The sequence below is a fragment of the Nonomuraea sp. NPDC003709 genome (assembly GCF_040610775.1).
Taxonomy (GTDB): Bacteria; Actinomycetota; Actinomycetes; order Streptosporangiales; family Streptosporangiaceae; genus Nonomuraea; species Nonomuraea angiospora_A.
Map to the genome: position 1 here is coordinate 269,428 of NZ_JBEXMW010000017.1, position 20,221 is coordinate 289,648.

The following is a 20,221-nucleotide window of genomic DNA, read 5'->3' on the forward strand; positions in this document are numbered from 1 at the left end:
GAGCGGGCTTCACCGGCTCGGCACGACAGCTGCTTCACAGGCTCAGCACGACGATGCCCACGCCGAGCAGGAAGTCGAGGACCATGCAGAACTCCGCCATCGACCGCGCCACGACCTGCTTGGCCCGCCACACGAGCAGGTCCTGCACACCATGGGCGATCAGCGCCCCCGCGACCAGGAAGCCGCCGGCCTGGGGCGACAGCGTCAGCGCCAGCAGTGCCGCCCCGCCGCAGACCAGCATGGCCGGGACCTGCGCGGCCGTCAGCAACGGCTGGCGCAACAGCCCGCCCACCAGACCGAGGACGATGAGGGAGACCGCGCCGCCGATGAGGGCGGGCCAGCCGTCGATCCCGAGCTGGTCCAACGCCACCCACGCCACGGTGCTGATGACGAACAGGGCCCAGACGGTGCCGGGCTTGCCGAGGACCGCCGTACCGAGGTAGATGAGGGCTGCCAGGAAGACGACGAACCCCAGGCTGCGGCCGTCCTCGAAGTCCAGGAGGGTGAGGACGGCGAAGCCCAGCCCGAGCAGGGTGGGCCAGCGGTGCGCGACGGCCGGGAGCGCGCGGGGAGGTTCGGAGGTCCGTGTCATGAGCCGAGTGTCGCCGGTGCGGTGGTGGGGGGTACAGGGCTCGGGCGCTCCAGGTCCGAAATCTTGGTGAGCCGGTCCCCATCCACGGCACCCACCCCTCCCACCGCACTTCGGCCGAGGTCCCTCGGAGTGGGAGACGTCCCTCCGGCTTCGGCCGAGGCCCCTCGGAGTGAGAACGGGCGAGACGCCCCTCTGGCGTCGGCCGGGCTCCCTCGAAGGAGGTGGGAGGCAGAACGCCCCTCGGGCGACGGACACGCGCCACGACCCGAGGGCGCGGCACCGACAACCGACGGTGCACGGTCAACGGTCGGCGGGCCCGATGTCCTGGGGGTGAGGTGCCTCCCCCGGTGGGTTGGGGGAGGCGGGTGGGGCGGAGGGGGTCAGCCGGCCAGGTGGGGGAGGACGCCCGTGTGGTGGAGGCGGTCGCGGGCGGCCGCGATGGCCTCGTCGGTGGTGGCGAACACCTGCCCCGCCTCGTCCAGCCGGGCGAGCACCCCGAGCGCCTCCAGCGGCTGATGGTGGCCGTCCGGGATGCCCGAGACGTACACCAGGATGCCCCGCCCCTCAAGCCGCTCGATCGCGTCGCCCAGGACCAGCGCGCCGCTGGCGTCGATGGTGGTGACGCGGGACAGGCGCAGCACCACCACGGACACGTCCGTCACCTCCGACAGCTCCATCAGGAAGCGGTGGGCCGCGGCGAAGAACAGCGGCCCGGCCAGGCGGTAGGTGACGATGTGCTCGGCGAGCAGCGCGTGCTCGTCCTCGGTGTGATGGGGCTGCAGGTCGTGGCGGAGCGGCTCGGCGTCGAGGCGGGCGTTGCGCGCCATGGCGCGCAGGGCCAGCGCCCCCGCCACCACCAGGCCCAGGATGACCGCCACCACCGTGTTGAGCGTCAGGGTGGCGACGGCCGTCAGCACCAGGACCACAGCGTCGGCCCGGGTGGACCTGAACATGGCCTTGACCGCGTCGGTGTCGATCATGCGCACCGACGTGGCCAGCAGGACCCCGGCCAGCGCGGCCAGCGGGATCCGGGCGACGAGCCCGGCGGCGGAGTAGATGATCGCGGCCAGGATGCCCGCGTGGGCCAGCGCCGCGAGCCGGGACTGGGCGCCGGAGCGGACGTTGACCGCGGTGCGGACGATGGCACCCGTGCCGGGCATGCCGCCGAACAGCGGGGTGACGAGGTTGGCCACGCCCTGCCCGAACAGCTCCCTGTCGGGGTCGTGGCGGCGTCCGGTGGTCATGCTGTCGGCGACGTTGGCCGACAGCAGCGACTCCAGCGCGGCCAGGGCGGCCACCGCGACGGCCGGGGTGAGCAGGGACGGCAGCGCGCCCGGATCCAGGAACCCCAGCGACGGCGCGGGCAGCCCGGCGGGCAGGTCGCCGATCCTGGCCAGCGGCAGCGCGGCCACCTCGGCGGCGACGGTGGCGATGGCCACGGCGGGCAGCGCGAACGGCAGGCTCGGCCGTACGCGTGCGGCCACCAGCACCACCGCGGCCACGGCCACGGCCACGGAGGTGGCCCACCAGTGCGGGTGGGCGAGGAAGTCGAGGACGGCGTGCCAGGCCACGATCATGACCTTGTGGCTGTTCTCGGGCGGTACGCCGAGTGCCTGGGGCACCTGTTGCAGGCCGATCACGCAGGCGATGCCGACGGTGAACCCCGCCACGACCGGGGCGGGGACCACGGCCATGTAGCGCCCGGCGCCGGTCAGCGCCAGCGCGAGCAGCAGCAGCCCGGCCAGCAGGCCGACCGTGAGCACGCCGGTGGGGCCGTGGGCGTCGAAGATCGGCATGAGCATCACCGTCATGGCGCCGCTCGTGCCCGAGACCTGCAGGTCGGAGCCGCCCAGCAGGGCCGCCAGCGCCCCGGCGACGACGGCCGTGGCCAGCCCGGACGCGGCCCCGAGCCCTGAGGAGACGCCGAATCCGAGTGCCAGCGGCAGCGCGACGACCGCCACCGTGAGCCCGGCGAGCAGGTCCTGGCGGGGGCGGCGGCACATGGCGGCCAGCGACTCGCGTTCCGGCAGCACGGCGCGCAGCCGCCCCCAGGCCAGGGTCAGCGCGCCGGTCACGAGCTGTTACCTTCCGGTCCGGAAATGTAACCGTCTTGGTGCGTGAAAGGTCCTCTCACCATCACTCCCTACGAGTAAAGAGCGCCCCGCAATGCACCAAATTGCACATTTTTGCAATTGGTCAAGAGGCTCTCCGTATCAAGTACACCCCTTGCCACCTGCCTAAACGGGTTGTTCGCGAGGCGTGAACACCGGCAGCAGCGAGAACGCCCGCTCGGCGGCCCGGATCGCCTCCCGCTCGACCTCCGCCAGCGGCCGGCCTTCGGCCAGCATCGCCCAGTTGCGCCGGGCGAGCACCCGCTGCGCGGCCAGCACCTGCCCGGCGACCAGCCCGGCGGTCAGCTCGTCGGTGATCTCCCCGAGCGCCTCGGCCAGGGCCTCCTCGTCCTGCGCCATGTGCTGGAACAGCCGCGCCGCCAGGCTCGGCGTCGAGAACACCATCCGGTGGTACGCCACCACCTCCGGATGGTCGTTGAGCCCGGTGACCGGGTCGCGCCGGGCGAGCCCGTCGAGGAAGTGGCGGCGCAGCGCCTCCAGCGGCCGCTCCGCCGACTCCCGCCCCCGTACGACGCGGGCGGCCTCACCCTGGTGGTCGGCGATCCGGTGCAGCACGAGGTCTTCCTTGGTCGGGAAGTACTTGAACAGCGTCGGCTTGGACACCCCCGCCGCCGCCGCGATCTCCGTCACGGGCACCTCGTCGAAGCCGCGCTCCAGGAAGAGCGAGATGGCCGCCGTCGAGATGGCCTCGTGGACCCGCTGCCGCTGGATCTCCCGTAGTCCCGTCATGGCACCCAGTCTATCAAAGTGTTAACCTGGTTAAATTCTTAACCGAGTTAACGCTTTTGGGGGACGCGATGGGCACGCTCGACGACGAGAGGCAGTACGTCGAACGCTGCAAGGCCGGACTGCGCAGGATGCTCGAAGGCGCGCGCGACAACGTGATCATCGGTGAGACCGTGGCCGGCGACCGCTACAGCGCCGAGCGGCTGGGCCGCCATCTCAAAAGCCTGGCCAAGGAGCTGAGTGAGGAGCCCGAGGGGCCGCCGTTCTTCGGCCGGCTGGACTTCGGCCAGAGCTCGGCCGAGCACCGCGGACGCGCGTACCACATCGGCAGGCGGCACATCACCGGCGAGCACGGCGGCCCGCCCGTGGTGATCGACTGGCGCGCGCCGGTCTCGCGGGCCTTCTACCGGGCCGGCGCCCGCGACCCGCAGGGTGTCGCGGTACGCCGCCGCTTCGGCTGGTCGGGCACGACGCTGACAGGCTTCGAGGACGAGCGGCTCGAACGGGGCGAGGAAGGCGAGTCGCGCATCCTGGCCGCCGAGATCGAGCGCCCCCGCGTCGGCCCCATGCGCGACATCGTGGCCACCATCCAGCCCGAGCAGGACGACCTCGTACGGGCCGAGCTGGACACCTCGATCTGCGTCCAGGGCGCGCCCGGCACCGGCAAGACGGCGGTCGGCCTGCACCGGGCCGCATACCTGCTGTACGCGCACCGGCAGCGGCTCGAACGCTCCGGCGTCCTCGTCCTCGGCCCGAACCGGGCCTTCCTCGGCTACATCTCGGCCGTGCTGCCCGCGCTCGGCGAGGTGGACGTCGAGCAGACCACCCTGGAGCGCCTGCTGGCCCCCGTCACTGTCACCCTCCCCGTCACCGCCGCCGACAGCGAGGCCGCCGCGCTGGTCAAGCACGACGTCCGGATGGCCGAGGTGCTGCGCAGGGCGCTGTACCGGCGGATCGCGAAGCCGGTCGAGCCGGTGACGGTGGCGGACGGCTCGTACCGGTGGCGGGTGCCCGAGGAGGAGCTGCGCCGCATCGTGGACGACACGCGCCGCGAGTCCCTGCCGTACGGAGTGGGCCGCGAGCGGGTGCGGGCCCGGACGGTCGCCGCGATCCAGCGCCAGGCCGAGGCGCGCGGGCAGACGGCCGTCGCGGCCTGGACCCGCAAGATCGCCCGCGCCGTCACCCCGTTCCTGGACGCCGTCTGGCCCGCCGTCAAACCCGAAGAGGTCCTGTACGAGATCCTGCGCGGCCCGGCCGAGGGCACGCGCGACAGCGGGCCGGCGGGAGGCACGCGGGACGGCGCGTCGGCGAAGGGCAGGCGGGACGGCGCGCTGACGGGGGCCGAATGGGAGGCGATCACCTGGGCCAAGCCGCCCCGCAGCGTCAAGAGCGCCAGGTGGACGGCGGCCGACCTCGTGCTGCTCGATGAGATCGCCGCCCTCATCGAGCGCCCGCGCGGCTACGGCCACGTCATCGTGGACGAGGCCCAGGACCTGTCCCCCATGGAGTGCAGGGCCGTGGCCAGGCGCAGCGAACACGGCTCGCTCACCGTGCTCGGCGACCTGGCCCAGGGCACCACGCCGTGGGCGGCCTCCTCCTGGCCGGAGCGCATGGCGCTGCTGGGCAAGCCGGACGGCCAGGTCATCGCCCTGACCACCGGCTTCAGGGTCCCGGCGGCCGTGGTGGAGCTGGCCAACACGCTGCTGGCGGCGCTCGGCACGCAGGTGCCCGCGACGCGCTCGTACCGCTCCGACGGCCGCCTGCGGGTCACCCACGTGAGCGGGCTGGAGAAGGGCGTGGTGGAGGCGGCGCGCGAAGCGATGGCGTTCGAGGGGTCGATCGGGGTGATCGCGGCGGACGCCGACGTCGAGGCGATCACGTCCGCGCTCCGGGACGAGGGCATGGACGTGGACGAACGCCTTACCGTGCTGCCCGCCTCGCTGGCCAAGGGGCTGGAGTACGACCACGTGATCCTGGCCGAGCCCGCCGCCGTCGCCGAAGCCGAGCGGCGCGGCCTGAACCGCCTGTACGTCGCCCTCACCCGGGCCGTCTCCCGGCTGGACGTCGTTCACGCCAGGCCTCTGCCGCCCCAGCTTTCTCATCCCGTAGAAGCAGCGTGAAATCGGTATATGTCCTGGTTCGTTCGGCTCGACAGGACCGGGCCCTTCGGTGTGTGATGTTGTTCACGTCTCGAGAGGAGCCCGCAAGTGACCTCTTCGCAGGACCCGCCCCAGGGCGACGATCCCAACACCCAGTGGTCGCAGCCGCCCCCGTATCCGCAGCCTCCCTACAAGCAGCCGCCGAGCAACCAGGTCCTGTCGATCATCGGGTTCGTCTGCGCGGTGGTGGCCGTGCTGTTCATCCCGATCCTGTTCGGCCTGGCCGGCATCGTGCTGGGCATCGTCGGCCACACGCGGGGCGAACCGCTGGGCAAGTGGGCCGCCGTCGCCGCCGGCGTCGGGATGATCATCGGCATCGCCCTCGGCGTGATCCTCGTGAGCAGTATGTCCTGACCCCGAGCCGCCCCGGGCGTCACCGACTCCGTCTGACGTGACCCTCTCCCGGGGCGGCGCCGCCTTTCCCGCCCCACCCCCTTCAGGCACGGCCCGCGCCCGCTCGCCGTCCACCGGTGAGCCGCCTTCCCCAAGCGCCCGAACACCGCCTCCGACCACAGGACGCGCCGCGCACCGGGCCGCCCTCTCGACGCGCCGCACCGGCCAGGCACCGGGCTCAGCGACCCGACGCGCCCGACCGCAGAACGCGGATCCGACGCTGTCTCCAAACGTAAGACGCGCAGCGATTCCCCATTGCGTGCGGATACTCGCGCACGTATGCTCGTGTACGAGTATTCGTCCACGAGGAGATGAGCCGGATGACGAAGCGGCGCAGGGTCGCGAACCTGCTGGCTCTGGCCGTGCTGACGGTGGCCGGGCAGCGGCCGATGCACCCGTACGAGATGGCCTCGGTGCTACGGGCGCGCGGCAAGGACCAGGACATGCCGATCAAGTGGGGATCCCTCTACACCGTCGTCCGCAACCTGGAGAAGCACGGCCTGATCGAGGCCGTGGAGAGCGGCAGGCAGGGCGCCCGCCCCGAGCGGACCGTCTACCGCGTCACCGAAGCCGGCCGGGAGGAGGCCGACGACTGGACGCGCGAGCTGCTGTCCACGCCCGTGCGGGAGCCGTCGGCGTTCGAGGCGGGGCTGTCGGTGCTGGCCGGGCTCGGCCCGGACGAGGTGGAGCCGCTGCTGCGGCAGCGCCTGGAGCTGCTGGAGCAGCAGCTCCAGGACGCGCGCCGGGCGCTGGAGCGGGACCGGGAGGAGGTGCCCAGGCTGTTCCTCCTCGAGTCCGAGTACGCGCTGGCGATGCGGGAGGCCGAGGCGGGCTGGGTGCGAGCACTGCTGGCCGAGCTGACCTCCGGCACGTTCCCCGGCCTGGACGGATGGCGGGCCTTCCACCGGACCGGTGACCTGCCCCCCGAGGTGGCGGACATCGCGGAGAGGGGCAGCACAGCGGATTGACCCCGGCGACCGGCGAAGAGCCCGGTGGCCGATCGCAAGACCGGCGGCGGTGCGGGAACACCGCCGCCGGGAGATCTTCGTACCGAAATGCCCGCGAAGCGGGACCCCGGACACGAGATGGCACTCGCAACAATAGCCGGGCTCCCCTTCACGGGCCGAACCATGGGGAGCCATCATGACCACGACCACTCTCGACGCCGTGACCTCGAAGGACGGCACCACGATCAGCTACCGCCGGCTCGGCCGCGGCCCCGGGCTGGTGCTCCTGCACGGAGTCATGCAGAGCGGCCACAGCAACATCGAGCTGGCCCAGGCCCTCGCCGACGAGTTCACGTGCTACGTGCCCGACCGCCGCGGCCGGGGCCGCAGCGGCCCGTACGGTCCGGACTACCGCCTCGATCGGGAGGTCGAGGACCTCGACGCGCTGCTCACCGCGACCGGGGCGGACCGCGTCGTCGGCGTGAGCTCGGGCGCCATCGTCACGCTGCGCACCGCGCTCGTACGGCCCGGCCTGCGCAAGGCCGTCATCTTCGAGCCGCCGCTGGACGTCGACGACTTCTACCCGGCCGGCTGGCTGGAGCGCTTCGACCGGGAGCTCGCGGCCGGCCGGATCCCGGCGGCGCTGGTCACCGGGATGAGGGCGGCGCGGCTGGGGCCGCAGTTCTTCAATGTCATGCCGCGGGCGGTCCTGGAGCTGCTCACGGGCATGATGCTGAAAAGTCAGGACAAGGCAGCGGTTGACGGGGAGCCGACGTTCCGGGAGCTGGCCCCCACGCTGCACTACGACGGGCAGGTGGTGGCGGAGACGGCCGGCAGCCTGGACATCTACCGGCCGATCGGGGCGGAGGTGCTCCTGCTCGGCGGCACCCGGAGCCCCGCCCACCTGAAGTCCGTGCTCACGGGGCTGGAGCGCGTCCTGCCCCATGTCCGGCGCGTGGACCTGAAGGGCCTCGACCACAGCGCCACCTGCAACGCCGACCAGCGCGGACGCCCCGAGCAGGTCGCGGCCGCGATCCGCGGTTTCCTCTCTTAGCGGGCCCTCAGGTGGTGGCGAGGGCGACCGTGGGCGACAGGCGAGCGGCGCGCATGGCGGGGTAGAGCCCGGCGAGCGTCCCGATCAGCAGGGTCGCCCCGACCGCCCCGCCCAGCGCCCACGGCGGGACCACCGGCGGCCAGCCCCGCGACAGGGCGTAACCCGCGGTCGCCAGGGCCCCCAGAACCGCGCCCACCACCCCGCCCAGGGTGGACAGCAGCAGCGACTCGGCCAGGAACTGGATGCGTACCTGACCGCGGGTGGCTCCGAGCGAGCGGCGCAGGCCGATCTCCTTGCGCCGCTCCAGCACGGAGATGACCATGGTGTTGGCCACTCCGACCCCGCCCACGAGCAGGGCCACCGCGCCGAGCCCGAGCAGCAGGTTGGTGAAGGCGCCCGCGGCGGCGGCCTTGGCGGCCAGGGCGTCCGACGGCCTGCTGACGGTGACCTCCTCCGGGTTCTCGGGGTTGACGGTACGGGGCAGCACCTGGCGCACCGACTCCACCGCCTCGTCCGAGGAGCGCTCGTAGATGGTGGTGGGGTAGCCGTCGAAGCCCAGCAGTTCCCGCGCCGCGGGGAAGCCGACCAGGGCCGAGCGTTCGATCTCCGGAGCCAGCGGCATCGGCCCGAGGATCCCGACGACCGTGAACCAGCGGCCGCCCATCCACACCTGCACGCCGGTCCTGGCCAAGCCGAGCCGTTCGGCGGCCTGCGCGCCGAGCACGACGGCCGGCTGGCGGGCGGTGGCGTCGTTGAGCCAGGTGCCCTTGGTCACCGAGCCCTCCAGAGTGGTCAGGAGGGTGGTGCTGGCCGCCTGGACGGCGATGCCGCCGGTGACGGACTCGGGGATGTGGTTGTTGCGGCGTACGGTGGCCTCCACGCCGCCGGTCGCCGCGGCGGTCCGGACCGGGCGGATGCGCTGGACCATGGCCAGCGCGCCGGTCGGCAGCTTGGCCTCCTCCCCGAACATGGTCTGCCCCGGAGCCACCGTGAGGAGGTTGGTGCCGAGCTTGTCGAGCTGGCGCAGGAGCTGCTCGCGGGAGGAGGACGAGATCCCGATCACGGCGATCATCGTCGCGATGCCGATGGCGATGCCGAGGGCCGACAGGATCACCCTCGTCGGGCGGGCGCGCAGCCCGGCGGCCCCGACGCGGAGCACGTCTCCGGGGCTGAGCCGGCCGGGTGCGGGCCGCGCCCCGGCTCGGTGGTGGTGGTCGGTCAACGCCCGGCTCCTCTCAACAGCTCCACGGGGCTCAGGTGGTCGTGCTCGTGGCCGTCGACGACGAGCCCGTCGCGCAGGCGTACCTGGCGGGAGCACCAGCCGGCGATCTCGGCGTCGTGGGTGATGACGGCGACGGTGGTGCCGGCCTGGTGCAGGTCCGCCAGGACGGCCAGCACGTCGGCGCCCGCGTGGGAGTCCAGGTTGCCCGTCGGCTCGTCGGCCAGGAGCAGCGGCGGGTCGCCCGCCACGGCCCGGGCGACGGCCACCCGCTGCTGTTCGCCGCCGGACAGCTCCGACGGCCGGTGCCGGAGCCGGTGGCCGAGCCCGACCCGCTCCAGCGCGGCGGCGGCGCGTTCGCGGCGGGCGCGGCGGCCCGTGCCGGTGTAGAGCAGGCCGTCGGCGACGTTGTCGAGCGCGCTGACGCCGGGCGAGAGGTGGAACTGCTGGAAGACGAACCCCAGGGTGCGCGAGCGCAGCCCGGACAGCTCCCGGTCCGACAGGGTCGCGACGTCATGACCGGCGACGCGCACGGTGCCGGAGGTGGGGCGGTCGAGGGTGCCGATCATGTGGAGCATGGTGGACTTGCCCGATCCCGACGGGCCGACGATGGCCAGCAGGTCTCCCCGGTCGATGGTCAGGTCCACGCCGCGCAGGGCGTGCACGTCTCCGGCGTACGTCTTGGTCACCTTGCACAACTCGACGATGCCGTTCACTGGGCCGTTCCCTGGGCCGTTCACTGGGCCGTTCACTGGACCGGCACCCCGACCTTCATGCCCTCGGCCAGCCCCTCGCCCTTGATCTCGACCAGGCCGCCGCCGAAGGCCCCGGTCTCGACCGCCACGATCCGGCTCGCCGCGCCCTCCGCCACCTCGACCCCGAAGCCGCCCTCGCGCAGCGCCAGCAGCGCCTCGACGGGCACCGCCAGCACGTTCGCGTGCCGCGCGCTGGCCATCTCCACCTCGACCGGCGCCTGGTCCAGCTTCGTCCGCGGCGGCCTGGCGAGGGTGATGTCCACGTCGATGGTGGTGGTCGCGTCCCGTTCGGACCCGGAGGACTCCGCGACCGTCCCGACCGACGTGATCCGGCCGGCGGCCCGCTCACCGCCGGGGAGGGTCACCGTGACCTTGGCGCCCTTGCGGGCCAGCGACTGGTCGCCGGTGTCCAGGTCCACGTGCACCAGGCGGCGGATGCCGCTCACCGTGAGCGCCTGCTGTCCGGGCGCGGTCCTGGCGCCGACCTCGGCCTTGGCGTCGGTCACGCGTACGGCGGCGGGCTGGAACACGACCTGGGCCGCGTCCACCCGCCCGCTCTCCTCCAGCCCTCTGTCCTCCTGCCAGTCCTTGACCGCCTGCTCGGTGGCGTAGCTGAAGTGGTCGTCCACGGTGAGGTAGTCGCCGTACCCGAGCGCTTTGAGGTTGCGCTCCAGCTGCTCGACGTCCGGCCCGTCGGACACGCCGCTCTGCAGGGTCCGGTACAGCGGCAGGCTGCCGTACATGAGCACGAGCGGCCTGCGGTCCACCTTGAGCAGCGGGCGGCCGCGGCGGACCACCGCTCCTTGGGCGGCCACCCACGTCACGGTGCCGGAGGCGCCCGAGGCGACCCGGCGCTCCCCCGCGTAGGTGAGGGCGCCGTCCACGGTCTTGGTCTCCACCAGGTCCTGCCGGGTGATGTCCGCGGTGGCGGGGACCGGGGGTCTGGGGGGCGTGGCGGCTCCGGGGACGCCGTCGTTCATGACGGCCACCGCGGTCCACGTCGCGGCGACGGCCAGGACGGTGCCGCCGCTCAGCAGGATCCCCTTCCTCATGACGTTTCCCCTGGCTTCTTGCCGCCGCCGGGCGCGTACTGCTCGCAGGCCTTGTGCGCGGCCTCGATCTTCTGCTGCGAGCCGTTCTTGATCTCGAAGCGCATGCCCTCGCCGGGCTTGGGGTCGGGCATGTCAACGCCGTGCTGGCGCATGCACTGCGCGAACTTGACCATCTGGTCGTAGTCCTGCTGGCTGGGCGTGTGGTCGCGGACGACGGCGTCCATGATGGGCTGGCAGGCCTTGTGTGCCTTGTCCATCTTGTCGCGGCCCACACCCTTGGGGACCTCTACCTTCAACTGGCCGTTCTGTGGATCGGAGACGTCGATGCCGTGCTCGCGCATGCACTGCGCGAACTTCAGCTGGGCCTCCTGCGGGTCCATCGACGCTGACGGGGAGGCCGTGGCCCCGGCGGACGAGGTGCCGCCGCCGGCGCTGGCCACGCCGTCGTCCTTGGGCGCCGTGCCTCCGCACGCGGCCAGCGCCAGCGTGAGCGGGACGGCGACCAGCAACAGCCGTATATTCATGACATTCACTCCTCCGCGCCCGGGGTCCTTCGCCCGGGGTGCGGCCTCACTCCAGCCCATGGGGTGCTAGAACCGGATAAGCCCGCCCGGCGCGTTTATCCGGCCCTAACACGTGATCCGTCACGCTCGGGTGCCAGAGGAAAGGGGCCGGCGATGCGGGTGCTTGTCGTCGAGGACGAGGAACGGCTGGCGGACGCGGTCGCGCGCGGGCTCCGGCTGCAGGCGATCGCCGTGGACGTGGCCTACGACGGGCAGGACGCCCTGGAGCGGGCCGCGTACGTGGACTACGACGTGGTGGTGCTCGACCGGGACCTGCCGGAGGTGCACGGCGACGACGTGTGCCGGCGGCTGCGCGAGGGCGGCGGGGGCGGCCGGGTGCTCATGCTGACCGCGGCGGGACAGATCCGCGACAAGATCGACGGGCTGTCGCTGGGCGCGGACGACTACCTGGTCAAGCCGTTCGCGTTCGCCGAGCTGGTGGCCCGGGTCCGGGCGCTGGCCCGCCGCTCGCCCCGCTCCGCGGCGCCCCTGCTCGAACGCGGCGGCGTCGTGCTCAGCCCGTCCCGCCGCACGGTCACCAGGGACGGGCGGCCCGTGTCGCTGAACCGCAAGGAGTTCGACGTGCTGCGCGTGCTGCTCGGCGCGGGCGGCGAGCTGGTCACCTCCGGCGAGCTGCGCAGGCGCGTCTGGGACGAGCACGCGGACGCGGGCACGGGCGCGCTGCGGGTCACGATCACGTCGTTGCGCAAGAAGCTCGGCGTGCCGTCGGCGATCCTGAACGTGCCCGGCAAGGGGTACCGGCTTTGATCGTCGAGCAGGGGCGGTCGTGGTGGAGCAGCAGGCGGCTGCGGCTGCGGCTCACGCTGCTGTACGGCGGCCTGTTCTTCGTGGCCGGGTCGATCCTGCTCTGGCTCACCTACCTCATCACCGGCCAGGCGCTGAACCAGCAGTTCGTCACCGGCTTCCGGAAGATCCAGAACGCGCCCGCGGACGTGGCCGCGACGCGCCCGATGGTCGGGGACGTCATCTTCCAGGGCGACATCGAGAACCGGGCCGGCAACGTGCTCAGCGAGATGGTCCGCTCGTCCATGCTCGTGATGATCCTGGTCGGCGTGGTCGCGCTCGTGCTCGGCTACGTGGTGGCCGACCGGGCGCTGCGCCCGCTCGACCGGGTGACGGAGGCGGCGCAGCGGCTGTCGGAGAGCACCCTGCACGAGCGCATCGGGATGCGGGGCCCGCCCGACGAGGTCAGGCGGCTGGCGGACACGTTCGACGCGATGCTGGAGCGGCTGCACCGGGTGTTCGACGCGCAGCGGCGGTTCATCGCCAACGCCTCGCACGAGCTGCGCACGCCGCTGGCGATCAACCGTACGGTGCTGGAGGTGTCGCTGGAGGAGCCGGCCGCGTCGGAGGATCTCAAGGCGCTGGCCAGGGCGTTGCTCGGCACGAACGCCCGCTACGAGCGGCTCATCGAGGGCCTGCTGCTGCTCGCGCAGTCGGAGCAGGAGCTCACCGTGCGCAAGCCGGTGGATCTGGAGCAGGTCGTGCGCACCGCGCTGGAGCAGATCGACCTGCAGTCGCGCAAGCGGCCCGTCACGCTCCACCAGGACCTGCGGCCGGTGCTGATCGAGGGGGATCCGCTGTTCCTGGAGCGGTGCGTGTTCAACCTGCTGGAGAACGCGATCAAGCACAACGTGCGCGACGGCGAGATCTGGCTCGCGCTGCGGCGGCAGGGCGGCGACGCGGTGGTCACGGTGCGCAACACCGGGCCGGCGGTGCCGCCGTACGAGGTGGACGACCTGTTCGAGCCGTTCAGCCGGCTCCACGGCGACCGGGTGCGCTCGTTCAAGGGCGCGGGGCTGGGGCTGTCGATCGTGCGGGCCATCGTGCGCGCGCACGGCGGCCAGGTCACCGCGGCCGCCCGGCCGGAAGGCGGGCTGAGCGTCACCGTACGGCTGCCGCACGGCCCGTCGTGAGACCCGGCCCCGGCGTCCCCGTCCGGACGCCCGTGACATCCTTGTAGTGTGCTGTCGCCAATCGACGTGCTGCAGGAGCAGATCAGGTCCCATTTGACCGCCTTCGACCGCCGGCAGGTCCCGCCCACCGGCGGGGTGCGCAGGGCCGCCGTCACCGTGTGCGTCCTGGAGGACGCCGAGCGGGTCCCGTACACGATCCTGATCAAGCGGGCCGCCCACGGGCGCAACCCGGGTCAGTGGGCGCTGCCCGGCGGGCGCCTGGACGACGGGGAACGCCCCGTGGACGCGGCGCTGCGCGAGCTCGCCGAGGAGACGGGCGTCACCGGGGTCGAGGTGGCCGGGATGCTCGACGACTTCGTCACCGACTCCGGCTTCGTCATCACGCCGGTGGTGGCGTTCGGCGGCGTCCAGCAGCCGGTGGCCGACCCGCGCGAGGTGGCCTCGGTGCACGACGTGCCGCTGGAGTGGTTCCTGGCGCCGGGGGTGCCGCGCTGGCGCGGGAAGCTGCTGCAGATGCCGCTGGGGCCGTCCATCGTGGTCCACGCGCCGACGGGGGCGATCCTGTGGCAGTTCGCCGAGGTGGCGCTGCGCGGCCGCGAGCAGCGGGTCTTCGACGTGAAGCAGCCGCGCTGGACGAGGACCTGACCGGGCGCTCCCAGTCAGGTCCTACACGTCCTACGCGTCCTACGCGTCCTGCGCGCGGACGAACGCGTTGACGATCATCGGCAGCGACGCGTCCAGGCCCGCCACGTTCAGCACGCCCTCGTCGCCGGGGTCGCCGATCGAGTAGCCCGCGGCGGTCATCGCCGCGACGACCACGCGCGCCTCCGCCGCCACGGTGCGGCGGTAGGCGCCGAGCTCCTGCGAGGGGTGGGCGCGCCCCGCCCACGTCTCGTTGTCGGTGAACACCACGATGCCGTCCACCGCCATCCGCTGCTCGCGCGCCCAGCGGAACGGCAGCGACAGGTCGGTGCCGCCGCCGGACGGCCGCCAGGAGCCGATCTCGCGCAGGTTGGTGCGCGGGGTCACCTTCGAGGCGTGGACGCTGGTGTCGACGTCGATGACGTGCACGTTCCCCTTCTCGATGCGGGCCAGCATGACGGCCATCGCGCAGCCCACCTCGTACGGCGAGCCGATCTTCGAACCGCCGACCACGACGTCGCCGCCGTACCAGCCGCCCGACATCGACCCGGAGGAGTCCACCGCGACCAGCAGCCGCCGGCCCGTGGGCCGGACGGTGCCGAACGCCAGCTCGTACGTCTCCTCCAGCGCGTCCCGGATCGCCGGGACCGGTGCCCACGTGTGCGCGTCGGCGCGCGGGTTGGGCTGGGCGCGGCCCGAGCCGTACACGCGCAGCGCCAGGAACGCGTCCATCGGGTGGATGCGCGCCCGCAGCAGCGCGTCGCGGTCGGTGAGCCGGGCGACCGCGCGCCGGGTGGCCTCGCCCGTCGGGGTGAGCGTGCCGATCCGCGTCATGCGGGCCAGGTTGCGCAGCAGCGCGGTCATGCCGATCGTGTCGACCAGCGCGTCCCACACCTCCGGATCCCTCAGCACGGCGTCCGGCAGGAACTCCCACGGCACCTTGCGCTCGGTCACCACCTGGATCGCCTCGCGGGCCGTGGTGACGGCCTTGGCGCTCAGGAACCGGTCCACCGACTCCAGCGTCTCGCGCGCCTGCTCGTCGGAGACGTTGCCGGCGATCCAGCCGAACAGCCGCGCCCGCTGCGGGCCGTCCGCCTTGGGGTGGGCGATGCGCAGGACGTCGCGCAGGTCGAACGTCTCACCCTGCGGTGTCCTGCGCTGGCGGGCCTTGCACACCTTGAACGCGACGTCGTCGGGGCTGCCGGTGGTGAACCAGGAGGCGAGCGCCGTACGCAGCGAGCGGCCGGTGACCGGCGCGGTGCCGCGCGCGGTCGGCTTGCCGCCGAGGTTCTTGTAGTAGCCGAAGAAGGAGGCGAGGTGGTCGGTCGTGCGGGCCACCTTGGGCAGGGCGAGCTTGGCCGCCTGCCGGGTGGCCGCGTCGCCGCGGGCGTAGGCGGCGGCCAGCGCGAACAGCGCCGGTCGCTGCTTGGGAGCGCGCGGCGGGCGCGCGGTCGAGATGCCGGTGAGCAGCTCGACGACGCGCGGGCCGTCCTCGGCGATCGCCTCGAACAGCGCGGTGGCGTTGCCGGCGGTCAGCTGCTCCTGCGACACGTAGTAGGTGCCGCCCGTGGTGCCGAGGATCAGGAAGTCCTCGACGCGCTGCCACAGGTCCTTCTCGAAGACGAAGCCGCCCGCCGCGTTGCGCACCTGGTCGGTGCGGCCGGGCAGCGGCTGGGTCTGCGGCGTGGCGAACGCGGAAACGCCGGCGAGGGGGTCACGGTTTCGCGCCATAGTTTTCACCTCGTACGTCTCGACCCGCCCGAATGGCGGATATGCAGAAAAAAATGGGGGCGGATGTGGAAATGCCGACCGGCTTTTTACGGCGCGCTGCCACTACGCGACGCGCGGGCGCACCCGCGCGGCGGGGAGTCGAACCCCGCGCTTCCGGCACCTGAAGCGATAACCGGCCTGCTTCGACCCGCCCCCGAGGCTCGGAGAGGGCACGGATATGGGGGCGTCCACCGGCGTTGGCGCTCTGCCGACTGAGCTACCGGAGCGTTGGCCCCGGGCAGGACTCGAACCTGCGACTCCCCATTAAAAGTGGTAACCGACGAACTTCGACCCGTGCCCTCACCGAGTCTCACTGACATTCTGGATTCAACACGGAATGCCAATGGGAGCTCAAATCATTTTCCCGATCTCGTCGAGGGCGAGCGGGGCCGCGCTCACCGTGAGTGACCGGGACGAACCGGGCCTCCGGGGGTCGAAGATCGCCAAGCTCAGGTCACGTGTCGCCCATGAGGGGGGCGCGATTACCCCCATGCCCGGACCGTGTGCTTAACTCGAGTTGCCGATGTGGTCTGTGTCCCCCGGGCCGCAAATTACCGCCTTCACGGAATACCGTTCGGCTGGAGCCGTGTTGTGCACCTCGCCGAGGAGGCGACCGCCACATCGGCCTTAACGACTTTTCCAGGCGTCCCGCCCACCGGCGGGGCGCCTGCTTTATGGTGGGGTGGCCGACCGGCCCGATGATCAGGAGAGCTCGTTGCTGTACGAAGTGGTCAAGTTCGCCGCCGCGCCGCTCGCGAACGCGATGTGCCGGCCGCACATCTCGGGCGCGGCACACGTGCCCAGGAGCGGGCCCGCGATCCTGGCCGCCAACCACCTGTCGATCCTCGACTCGTTCCTGCTGCCCGCGCTGCTGCCGCGGCACGTCACCTTCACCGCCAAGAACGAGTACTTCGACGGCAACCCGGTCTCCGGCTTCTTCATGCGGCTGGGCGGCAGCCTGCCGATCGACAGGGAGAGCGCGCACGCCGCCCAGACCATGCTCGACTCCGCCGCGGACCTGCTGGAGCGCGGCGAGCTGTTCGGCATCCACCCGGAGGGCACCCGCTCCCCCGACGGCCGCCTCTACCGCGGCAAGGTCGGCGTGGCCTGGCTGACGCTCAAGACAGGCGCTCCGGTGCTGCCGGTGGCGCTCAGCGGCACCGAGAGGGTGCTGCCGGTCGGCTCGAAGGTGCCCAGGCCCGCGCGGATCGGCATCGCCATCGGCGAGCCCATGCAGTTCGAGGGCGACCACACCAAGGCCCGCGACCGGCGGCGGGTGACCGACGAGATCATGGCGGCCATCCAGAAGCTGTCCGGGCAGGAATACGTGCCGACCTACGCCGCCAGCTTCAAGGCGGCCAACGGCGTGTCATGACAATGTCGTCGAGGATCAGGGGGATCTAGCGTGGCGCGTGGTCGTACCATCGCGATCGTGTCCGGCGCCACCGTGCTCGCGGTGGGGGCCGCGGCCGGTGGCGCGTACTACCTGCTGCACACCAGAGGGACGCCCGTCGAGACGGCGCAGCGCTTCTCCGCCGCATGGCAGGCCGGCAACTGGGCCGCCATGGGGGCGGAGCTCGCCAAACCACAGCAGCTCAACGCGTACGACCAGCAACGCAGCGCACTCGCCGTCGAGTCGACGGACATCAAGCTCGGCAAGATCACCGAGACCGGCGACAACCGGGCCCGCGCCCCCTACACCGCGACCCTGAACCTCAAGAACATCGGCAAGTGGTCCTATCAGGGCCAGATCGACCTCATGGTGGCCGACCGCACCTGGAAGGTCGACTGGAAGCCCGCCACCCTGTACCCGTCGATGACCGCCGGGGCCGAGTTCAAGCTCAAGACGCGCTGGCCCGACCGCGCCGAGATCACCGACGTCCAGGGAGACCGGATCGACACGGGCGCGGTCGGCGGGTCGGTGCAGCAGCTCGTCGGCTACCTCGACAAGGCCGGCAAGAAGGACGTGGCCAAGCTGGGCTCCTCCTACAAGGTCGGCCAGGCGATCGGGCGCGGCGGGCTGCAGGAGACGTTCCAGAAGCGGCTGGCGGGCACGCCCGCCACCGAGATCCAGCTCGGCGACAAGACGCTGGAGACCATCGAGGGCAGCGACGGCGAGCCCGTCCAGACCACGCTCGACCCGCGCGCGCAGGCCGCGGCGGTGGGCGCGGTCAAGGACATGAAGAAGCCCACGTCGATGGTGGCGATCAAGCCGTCCACGGGCGAGATCCTGGCCGTGGTCAACAACCAGGGCGGCTTCAACCGGGCGCTGGACGGCCGCTACCCGCCCGGCTCGACGTTCAAGGCGGTCACGGCGATCGGCCTGCTGGCGGCCGGGATGTCGCCGTCGGACACGGTGACGTGCCCGATGTACGCGTCCATCGGCGGGCTGAAGGTCCGCAACTCCGACAAGGAGGCGTTCGGGTCGCTGTCGTTCCTCGACTCGTTCGCCCACTCGTGCAACACGACGTTCGCGCCGCTGGCCGAGCAGAAGCTGGGCGCCGACAAGCTGCTGAAGACGGCCGAGGACGTGGGCTTCAACCAGCCCCTGAACATCGGGGTCCCGGCCACCAAGGCCAGCTTCCCCCGGGCCGAGTCCGACGCGGAGCTGGCCGCGGAGTCGTTCGGGCAGGCCAGGATCACGGCCAGCCCGCTGACGATGGCCTCGGTGGCCGCCGCCATCGCGGACGGCACGTGGCGGCCGCCGACGCTGGTGCCCTCGTTGAAGCAGAAGGCCGCCGAGCGCCCGCTGCCCGACGGGGTCAAGGAGCCGCTGCAGTCGATGATGGCGGCCGTGGTGTCCAAGGGCACGGCCAAGGCGGCCGGCCTGCCCGCCGGCACGCACGGCAAGACCGGCACGGCCGAGTTCGGCACCGGCGACGACCTGGACACCCATGCCTGGTTCATGGGCTTCAAGGAGGACGTGGCGTTCGCGGTGGTCGTGGAGGGCGGCGGCGCGGGCGGCAAGGTCGCGGCGCCGGTGGCGGCGTCGTTCCTCAAGGGGCTCTGACGGCCGCGACCAGGTGAACCGGCCGCTGACCTGGGCAGAACTCGGTTGTGCTGGGGATCGGTGGCAAGGAGTACGCGGCGCGGCAGGCGGCCATGGGGCGGCTGGCCGCGCGGGCGGGGTTTCGCGGGGTGGTGGCCTGGTCGAGAGGCGGTTCGGCGCAGGACCATTACGCCGACGTCTACTACCTGACGGGCTTCTACCAGCACCAGCCGTTCATCCCCGACTTCCCCGGCCACTGGCGGGCGCGGGGCCACGCGGCCGTGGTCCTGCCCGTGGACGACCCTCCTCTCAGCGAGCACACCGCCGTCCTGCTGACCAACTCCGGGGACCTCCAGGAGCCCCGGCCGGCGGCGCGGGTCCATGTGACGCCCGATCTCGTGGACGCCCTGGCCGAGCAGATCAGGGAGTCGATCCGGCCGGGCCGGGTCGCGTTGATCGGCTACGAGGCGATGGCCGCGCCGTGGTGGTGCCGGCTGCGTTCAGTGCTGCCGGGGCACGAGCTGGTGTGCGCCGACGACCTGGCCTGGGAGGCGCGCCGGATCAAGAGCCCCGCCGAGCTTGACCTGCTGCGCGCCTCGGGGGCGCTCGGGGTGCGCGCGGTGTCCGCCGCCCGGGAGACCGCCGTACCGGGCGCCACCGAGGCCGACGTGGCGGCGGCCGCGATCGCCGAGATCGTCCGGGCGGGCGGCGCCTACTCCGGCATGGGCATCTCCTCCGGCGCCGAGTCCTACACCTTCGCCGCCTCGGGCCCGACGCCCTACTCCGCCGACCGGCGGCTGGCCGAGGGTGACCTGATCAGGATCGACCTGTACGGCTCCGTGCGCGGCTACCTGTTCGACCTGGCCCGTACGTGGGTCGTCGGCGGCGAGCCGACCACCGAGCAGCGGCGGCTGCTGGAGGCGGTGCGGGAGAGCGTCTCGGCCGGGATCGAGCTGCTGCGGCCCGGCCGGCGCTTCGGCGAGGTGGCGCGGCGGTGCCGGCAGGTGTTCGAACGGTCGGCGTTCGCCGTCCACCACGGACTGCCCTGGTCGGAGACGGACGGCCTCTGGGGCCACGGGCTCGGCCTGTCGCTGGAGCCACCGTGGATCACCGAGGGCGGGCCCGACTCGGACGGCCTGATCGAGGCCGGAATGTGCCTGGCGCTGGAGCGCAGGATCGCGATGCACTCCGTGGGGGGCGCCAGCCATGAGGAGGACGTCATCGTCACCGACTCCGGCCCCGAAGTCATCACCCGCGACCCTTGAGACTTGTTATCCGGCTGTGTAAATTT

The 20,221-nt window shown here is 72.4% G+C and carries 18 protein-coding genes; 10 read left to right on the forward strand and 8 right to left on the reverse strand.

The window, feature by feature from the left end:
* Positions 1-34 precede the first annotated feature (34 nt).
* The 3 genes from ABZX61_RS42060 to ABZX61_RS42070 all read right to left on the reverse strand — a co-directional run bounded on the left by ABZX61_RS42060 (position 35) and on the right by ABZX61_RS42070 (position 3,453).
* A complete protein-coding gene (locus tag ABZX61_RS42060) occupies positions 35-592 on the reverse strand; it encodes a hypothetical protein (protein ID WP_355202585.1) in 558 nt (185 codons plus the stop codon).
* A 380-nt stretch (positions 593-972) separates the two neighbouring features.
* Positions 973-2,595, reverse strand: a complete 1,623-nt coding sequence (locus ABZX61_RS42065) for a SulP family inorganic anion transporter (protein WP_355202674.1) — start codon at positions 2,593-2,595, stop codon at positions 973-975.
* A gap of 234 nt (positions 2,596-2,829) precedes the next feature.
* Positions 2,830-3,453, reverse strand: coding sequence for a TetR family transcriptional regulator (locus tag ABZX61_RS42070; protein WP_355202588.1), 624 nt, complete (start codon positions 3,451-3,453; stop codon positions 2,830-2,832).
* Positions 3,454-3,521: 68 nt separating this feature from the next.
* Here ABZX61_RS42070 and ABZX61_RS42075 point away from each other — a divergent pair, with 68 nt between their 5' ends.
* The 4 genes from ABZX61_RS42075 (at position 3,522) to ABZX61_RS42090 (ending at position 8,003) form a co-directional block, all read left to right on the forward strand.
* On the forward strand, positions 3,522-5,570 hold the full coding sequence (locus ABZX61_RS42075) for an ATP-binding domain-containing protein (protein WP_355202591.1): 2,049 nt from the start codon (positions 3,522-3,524) through the stop codon (positions 5,568-5,570).
* Between the two features lie 87 nt (positions 5,571-5,657).
* Positions 5,658-5,963: a hypothetical protein gene (locus ABZX61_RS42080; RefSeq protein ID WP_350732067.1), complete on the forward strand. Its 306-nt coding sequence runs from the start codon at positions 5,658-5,660 to the stop codon at positions 5,961-5,963.
* A gap of 359 nt (positions 5,964-6,322) precedes the next feature.
* Positions 6,323-6,970: a PadR family transcriptional regulator gene (locus ABZX61_RS42085; protein ID WP_355202594.1), complete on the forward strand. Its 648-nt coding sequence runs from the start codon at positions 6,323-6,325 to the stop codon at positions 6,968-6,970.
* 175 nt (positions 6,971-7,145) lie between these two features.
* Positions 7,146-8,003 carry an alpha/beta hydrolase gene (locus tag ABZX61_RS42090; protein ID WP_355202597.1) on the forward strand — a complete coding sequence of 286 codons (858 nt, stop codon included), beginning with the start codon at positions 7,146-7,148 and terminating at the stop codon, positions 8,001-8,003.
* Positions 8,004-8,010: 7 nt separating this feature from the next.
* Here ABZX61_RS42090 and ABZX61_RS42095 read toward each other — a convergent pair whose 3' ends face one another.
* From ABZX61_RS42095 to ABZX61_RS42110, 4 genes are read right to left on the reverse strand one after another with little or no spacing between them, the layout of a single operon-like run.
* Positions 8,011-9,225: an ABC transporter permease gene (locus ABZX61_RS42095; RefSeq protein WP_355202600.1), complete on the reverse strand. Its 1,215-nt coding sequence runs from the start codon at positions 9,223-9,225 to the stop codon at positions 8,011-8,013.
* Positions 9,222-9,938 (reverse strand): ABC transporter ATP-binding protein, encoded by a 717-nt coding sequence (locus tag ABZX61_RS42100; RefSeq protein WP_355202603.1) that lies wholly within the window; start codon positions 9,936-9,938, stop codon positions 9,222-9,224. Before ABZX61_RS42100 ends, ABZX61_RS42095 begins: the two co-directional genes overlap by 4 nt.
* A gap of 32 nt (positions 9,939-9,970) precedes the next feature.
* Entirely contained in the window at positions 9,971-11,029 is a 1,059-nt protein-coding gene (locus ABZX61_RS42105) for a peptidoglycan-binding protein (RefSeq protein ID WP_355202606.1), read from the reverse strand.
* Entirely contained in the window at positions 11,026-11,553 is a 528-nt protein-coding gene (locus ABZX61_RS42110) for a hypothetical protein (protein WP_355202609.1), read from the reverse strand. The genes ABZX61_RS42105 and ABZX61_RS42110 overlap by 4 nt, the downstream gene beginning before the upstream one ends.
* A 153-nt stretch (positions 11,554-11,706) precedes the next feature.
* On the opposite strand from ABZX61_RS42110, the gene ABZX61_RS42115 reads away from it, so the two are divergent.
* From ABZX61_RS42115 to ABZX61_RS42125, 3 genes are read left to right on the forward strand one after another with little or no spacing between them, the layout of a single operon-like run.
* On the forward strand, positions 11,707-12,360 hold the full coding sequence (locus ABZX61_RS42115; protein ID WP_355202612.1) for a response regulator transcription factor: 654 nt from the start codon (positions 11,707-11,709) through the stop codon (positions 12,358-12,360).
* On the forward strand, positions 12,357-13,529 hold the full coding sequence (locus tag ABZX61_RS42120) for a HAMP domain-containing sensor histidine kinase (RefSeq protein WP_355202615.1): 1,173 nt from the start codon (positions 12,357-12,359) through the stop codon (positions 13,527-13,529). The genes ABZX61_RS42115 and ABZX61_RS42120 overlap by 4 nt, the downstream gene beginning before the upstream one ends.
* Positions 13,530-13,577: 48 nt before the next feature.
* Positions 13,578-14,174, forward strand: a complete 597-nt coding sequence (locus ABZX61_RS42125) for a CoA pyrophosphatase (protein WP_355202618.1) — start codon at positions 13,578-13,580, stop codon at positions 14,172-14,174.
* A 39-nt stretch (positions 14,175-14,213) separates the two neighbouring features.
* On the opposite strand, the gene ABZX61_RS42130 is transcribed toward ABZX61_RS42125, so the two are convergent.
* Positions 14,214-15,902 (reverse strand): TROVE domain-containing protein, encoded by a 1,689-nt coding sequence (locus ABZX61_RS42130; RefSeq protein ID WP_355202621.1) that lies wholly within the window; start codon positions 15,900-15,902, stop codon positions 14,214-14,216.
* A gap of 754 nt (positions 15,903-16,656) precedes the next feature.
* Between ABZX61_RS42130 and ABZX61_RS42135 the strand changes: the two genes are divergently transcribed.
* From ABZX61_RS42135 to ABZX61_RS42145, 3 genes are read left to right on the forward strand one after another with little or no spacing between them, the layout of a single operon-like run.
* Positions 16,657-17,316 (forward strand): lysophospholipid acyltransferase family protein, encoded by a 660-nt coding sequence (locus ABZX61_RS42135; RefSeq protein ID WP_355202624.1) that lies wholly within the window; start codon positions 16,657-16,659, stop codon positions 17,314-17,316.
* Positions 17,317-17,373: 57 nt separating this feature from the next.
* Positions 17,374-18,951, forward strand: a complete 1,578-nt coding sequence (locus ABZX61_RS42140) for a penicillin-binding transpeptidase domain-containing protein (RefSeq protein WP_355202627.1) — start codon at positions 17,374-17,376, stop codon at positions 18,949-18,951.
* Between the two features lie 47 nt (positions 18,952-18,998).
* Entirely contained in the window at positions 18,999-20,195 is a 1,197-nt protein-coding gene (locus ABZX61_RS42145; protein WP_355202630.1) for a Xaa-Pro peptidase family protein, read from the forward strand.
* Positions 20,196-20,221 lie beyond the last annotated feature (26 nt).

Bases quoted from the DNA above. Each gene is read 5' to 3' on its own strand.
- ABZX61_RS42060 (WP_355202585.1), bottom strand. From the start codon at position 592: ATGACACGGACCTCCGAACCTCCCCGCGCGCTCCCGGCCGTCGCGCAC.
- ABZX61_RS42065 (WP_355202674.1), bottom strand. From the start codon at position 2,595: ATGTGCCGCCGCCCCCGCCAGGACCTGCTCGCCGGGCTCACGGTGGCG.
- ABZX61_RS42070 (WP_355202588.1), bottom strand. From the start codon at position 3,453: ATGACGGGACTACGGGAGATCCAGCGGCAGCGGGTCCACGAGGCCATC.
- ABZX61_RS42075 (WP_355202591.1), top strand. From the start codon at position 3,522: ATGGGCACGCTCGACGACGAGAGGCAGTACGTCGAACGCTGCAAGGCC.
- ABZX61_RS42085 (WP_355202594.1), top strand. From the start codon at position 6,323: ATGACGAAGCGGCGCAGGGTCGCGAACCTGCTGGCTCTGGCCGTGCTG.
- ABZX61_RS42090 (WP_355202597.1), top strand. From the start codon at position 7,146: ATGACCACGACCACTCTCGACGCCGTGACCTCGAAGGACGGCACCACG.
- ABZX61_RS42105 (WP_355202606.1), bottom strand. From the start codon at position 11,029: ATGAGGAAGGGGATCCTGCTGAGCGGCGGCACCGTCCTGGCCGTCGCC.
- ABZX61_RS42110 (WP_355202609.1), bottom strand. From the start codon at position 11,553: ATGAATATACGGCTGTTGCTGGTCGCCGTCCCGCTCACGCTGGCGCTG.
- ABZX61_RS42115 (WP_355202612.1), top strand. From the start codon at position 11,707: ATGCGGGTGCTTGTCGTCGAGGACGAGGAACGGCTGGCGGACGCGGTC.
- ABZX61_RS42130 (WP_355202621.1), bottom strand. From the start codon at position 15,902: ATGGCGCGAAACCGTGACCCCCTCGCCGGCGTTTCCGCGTTCGCCACG.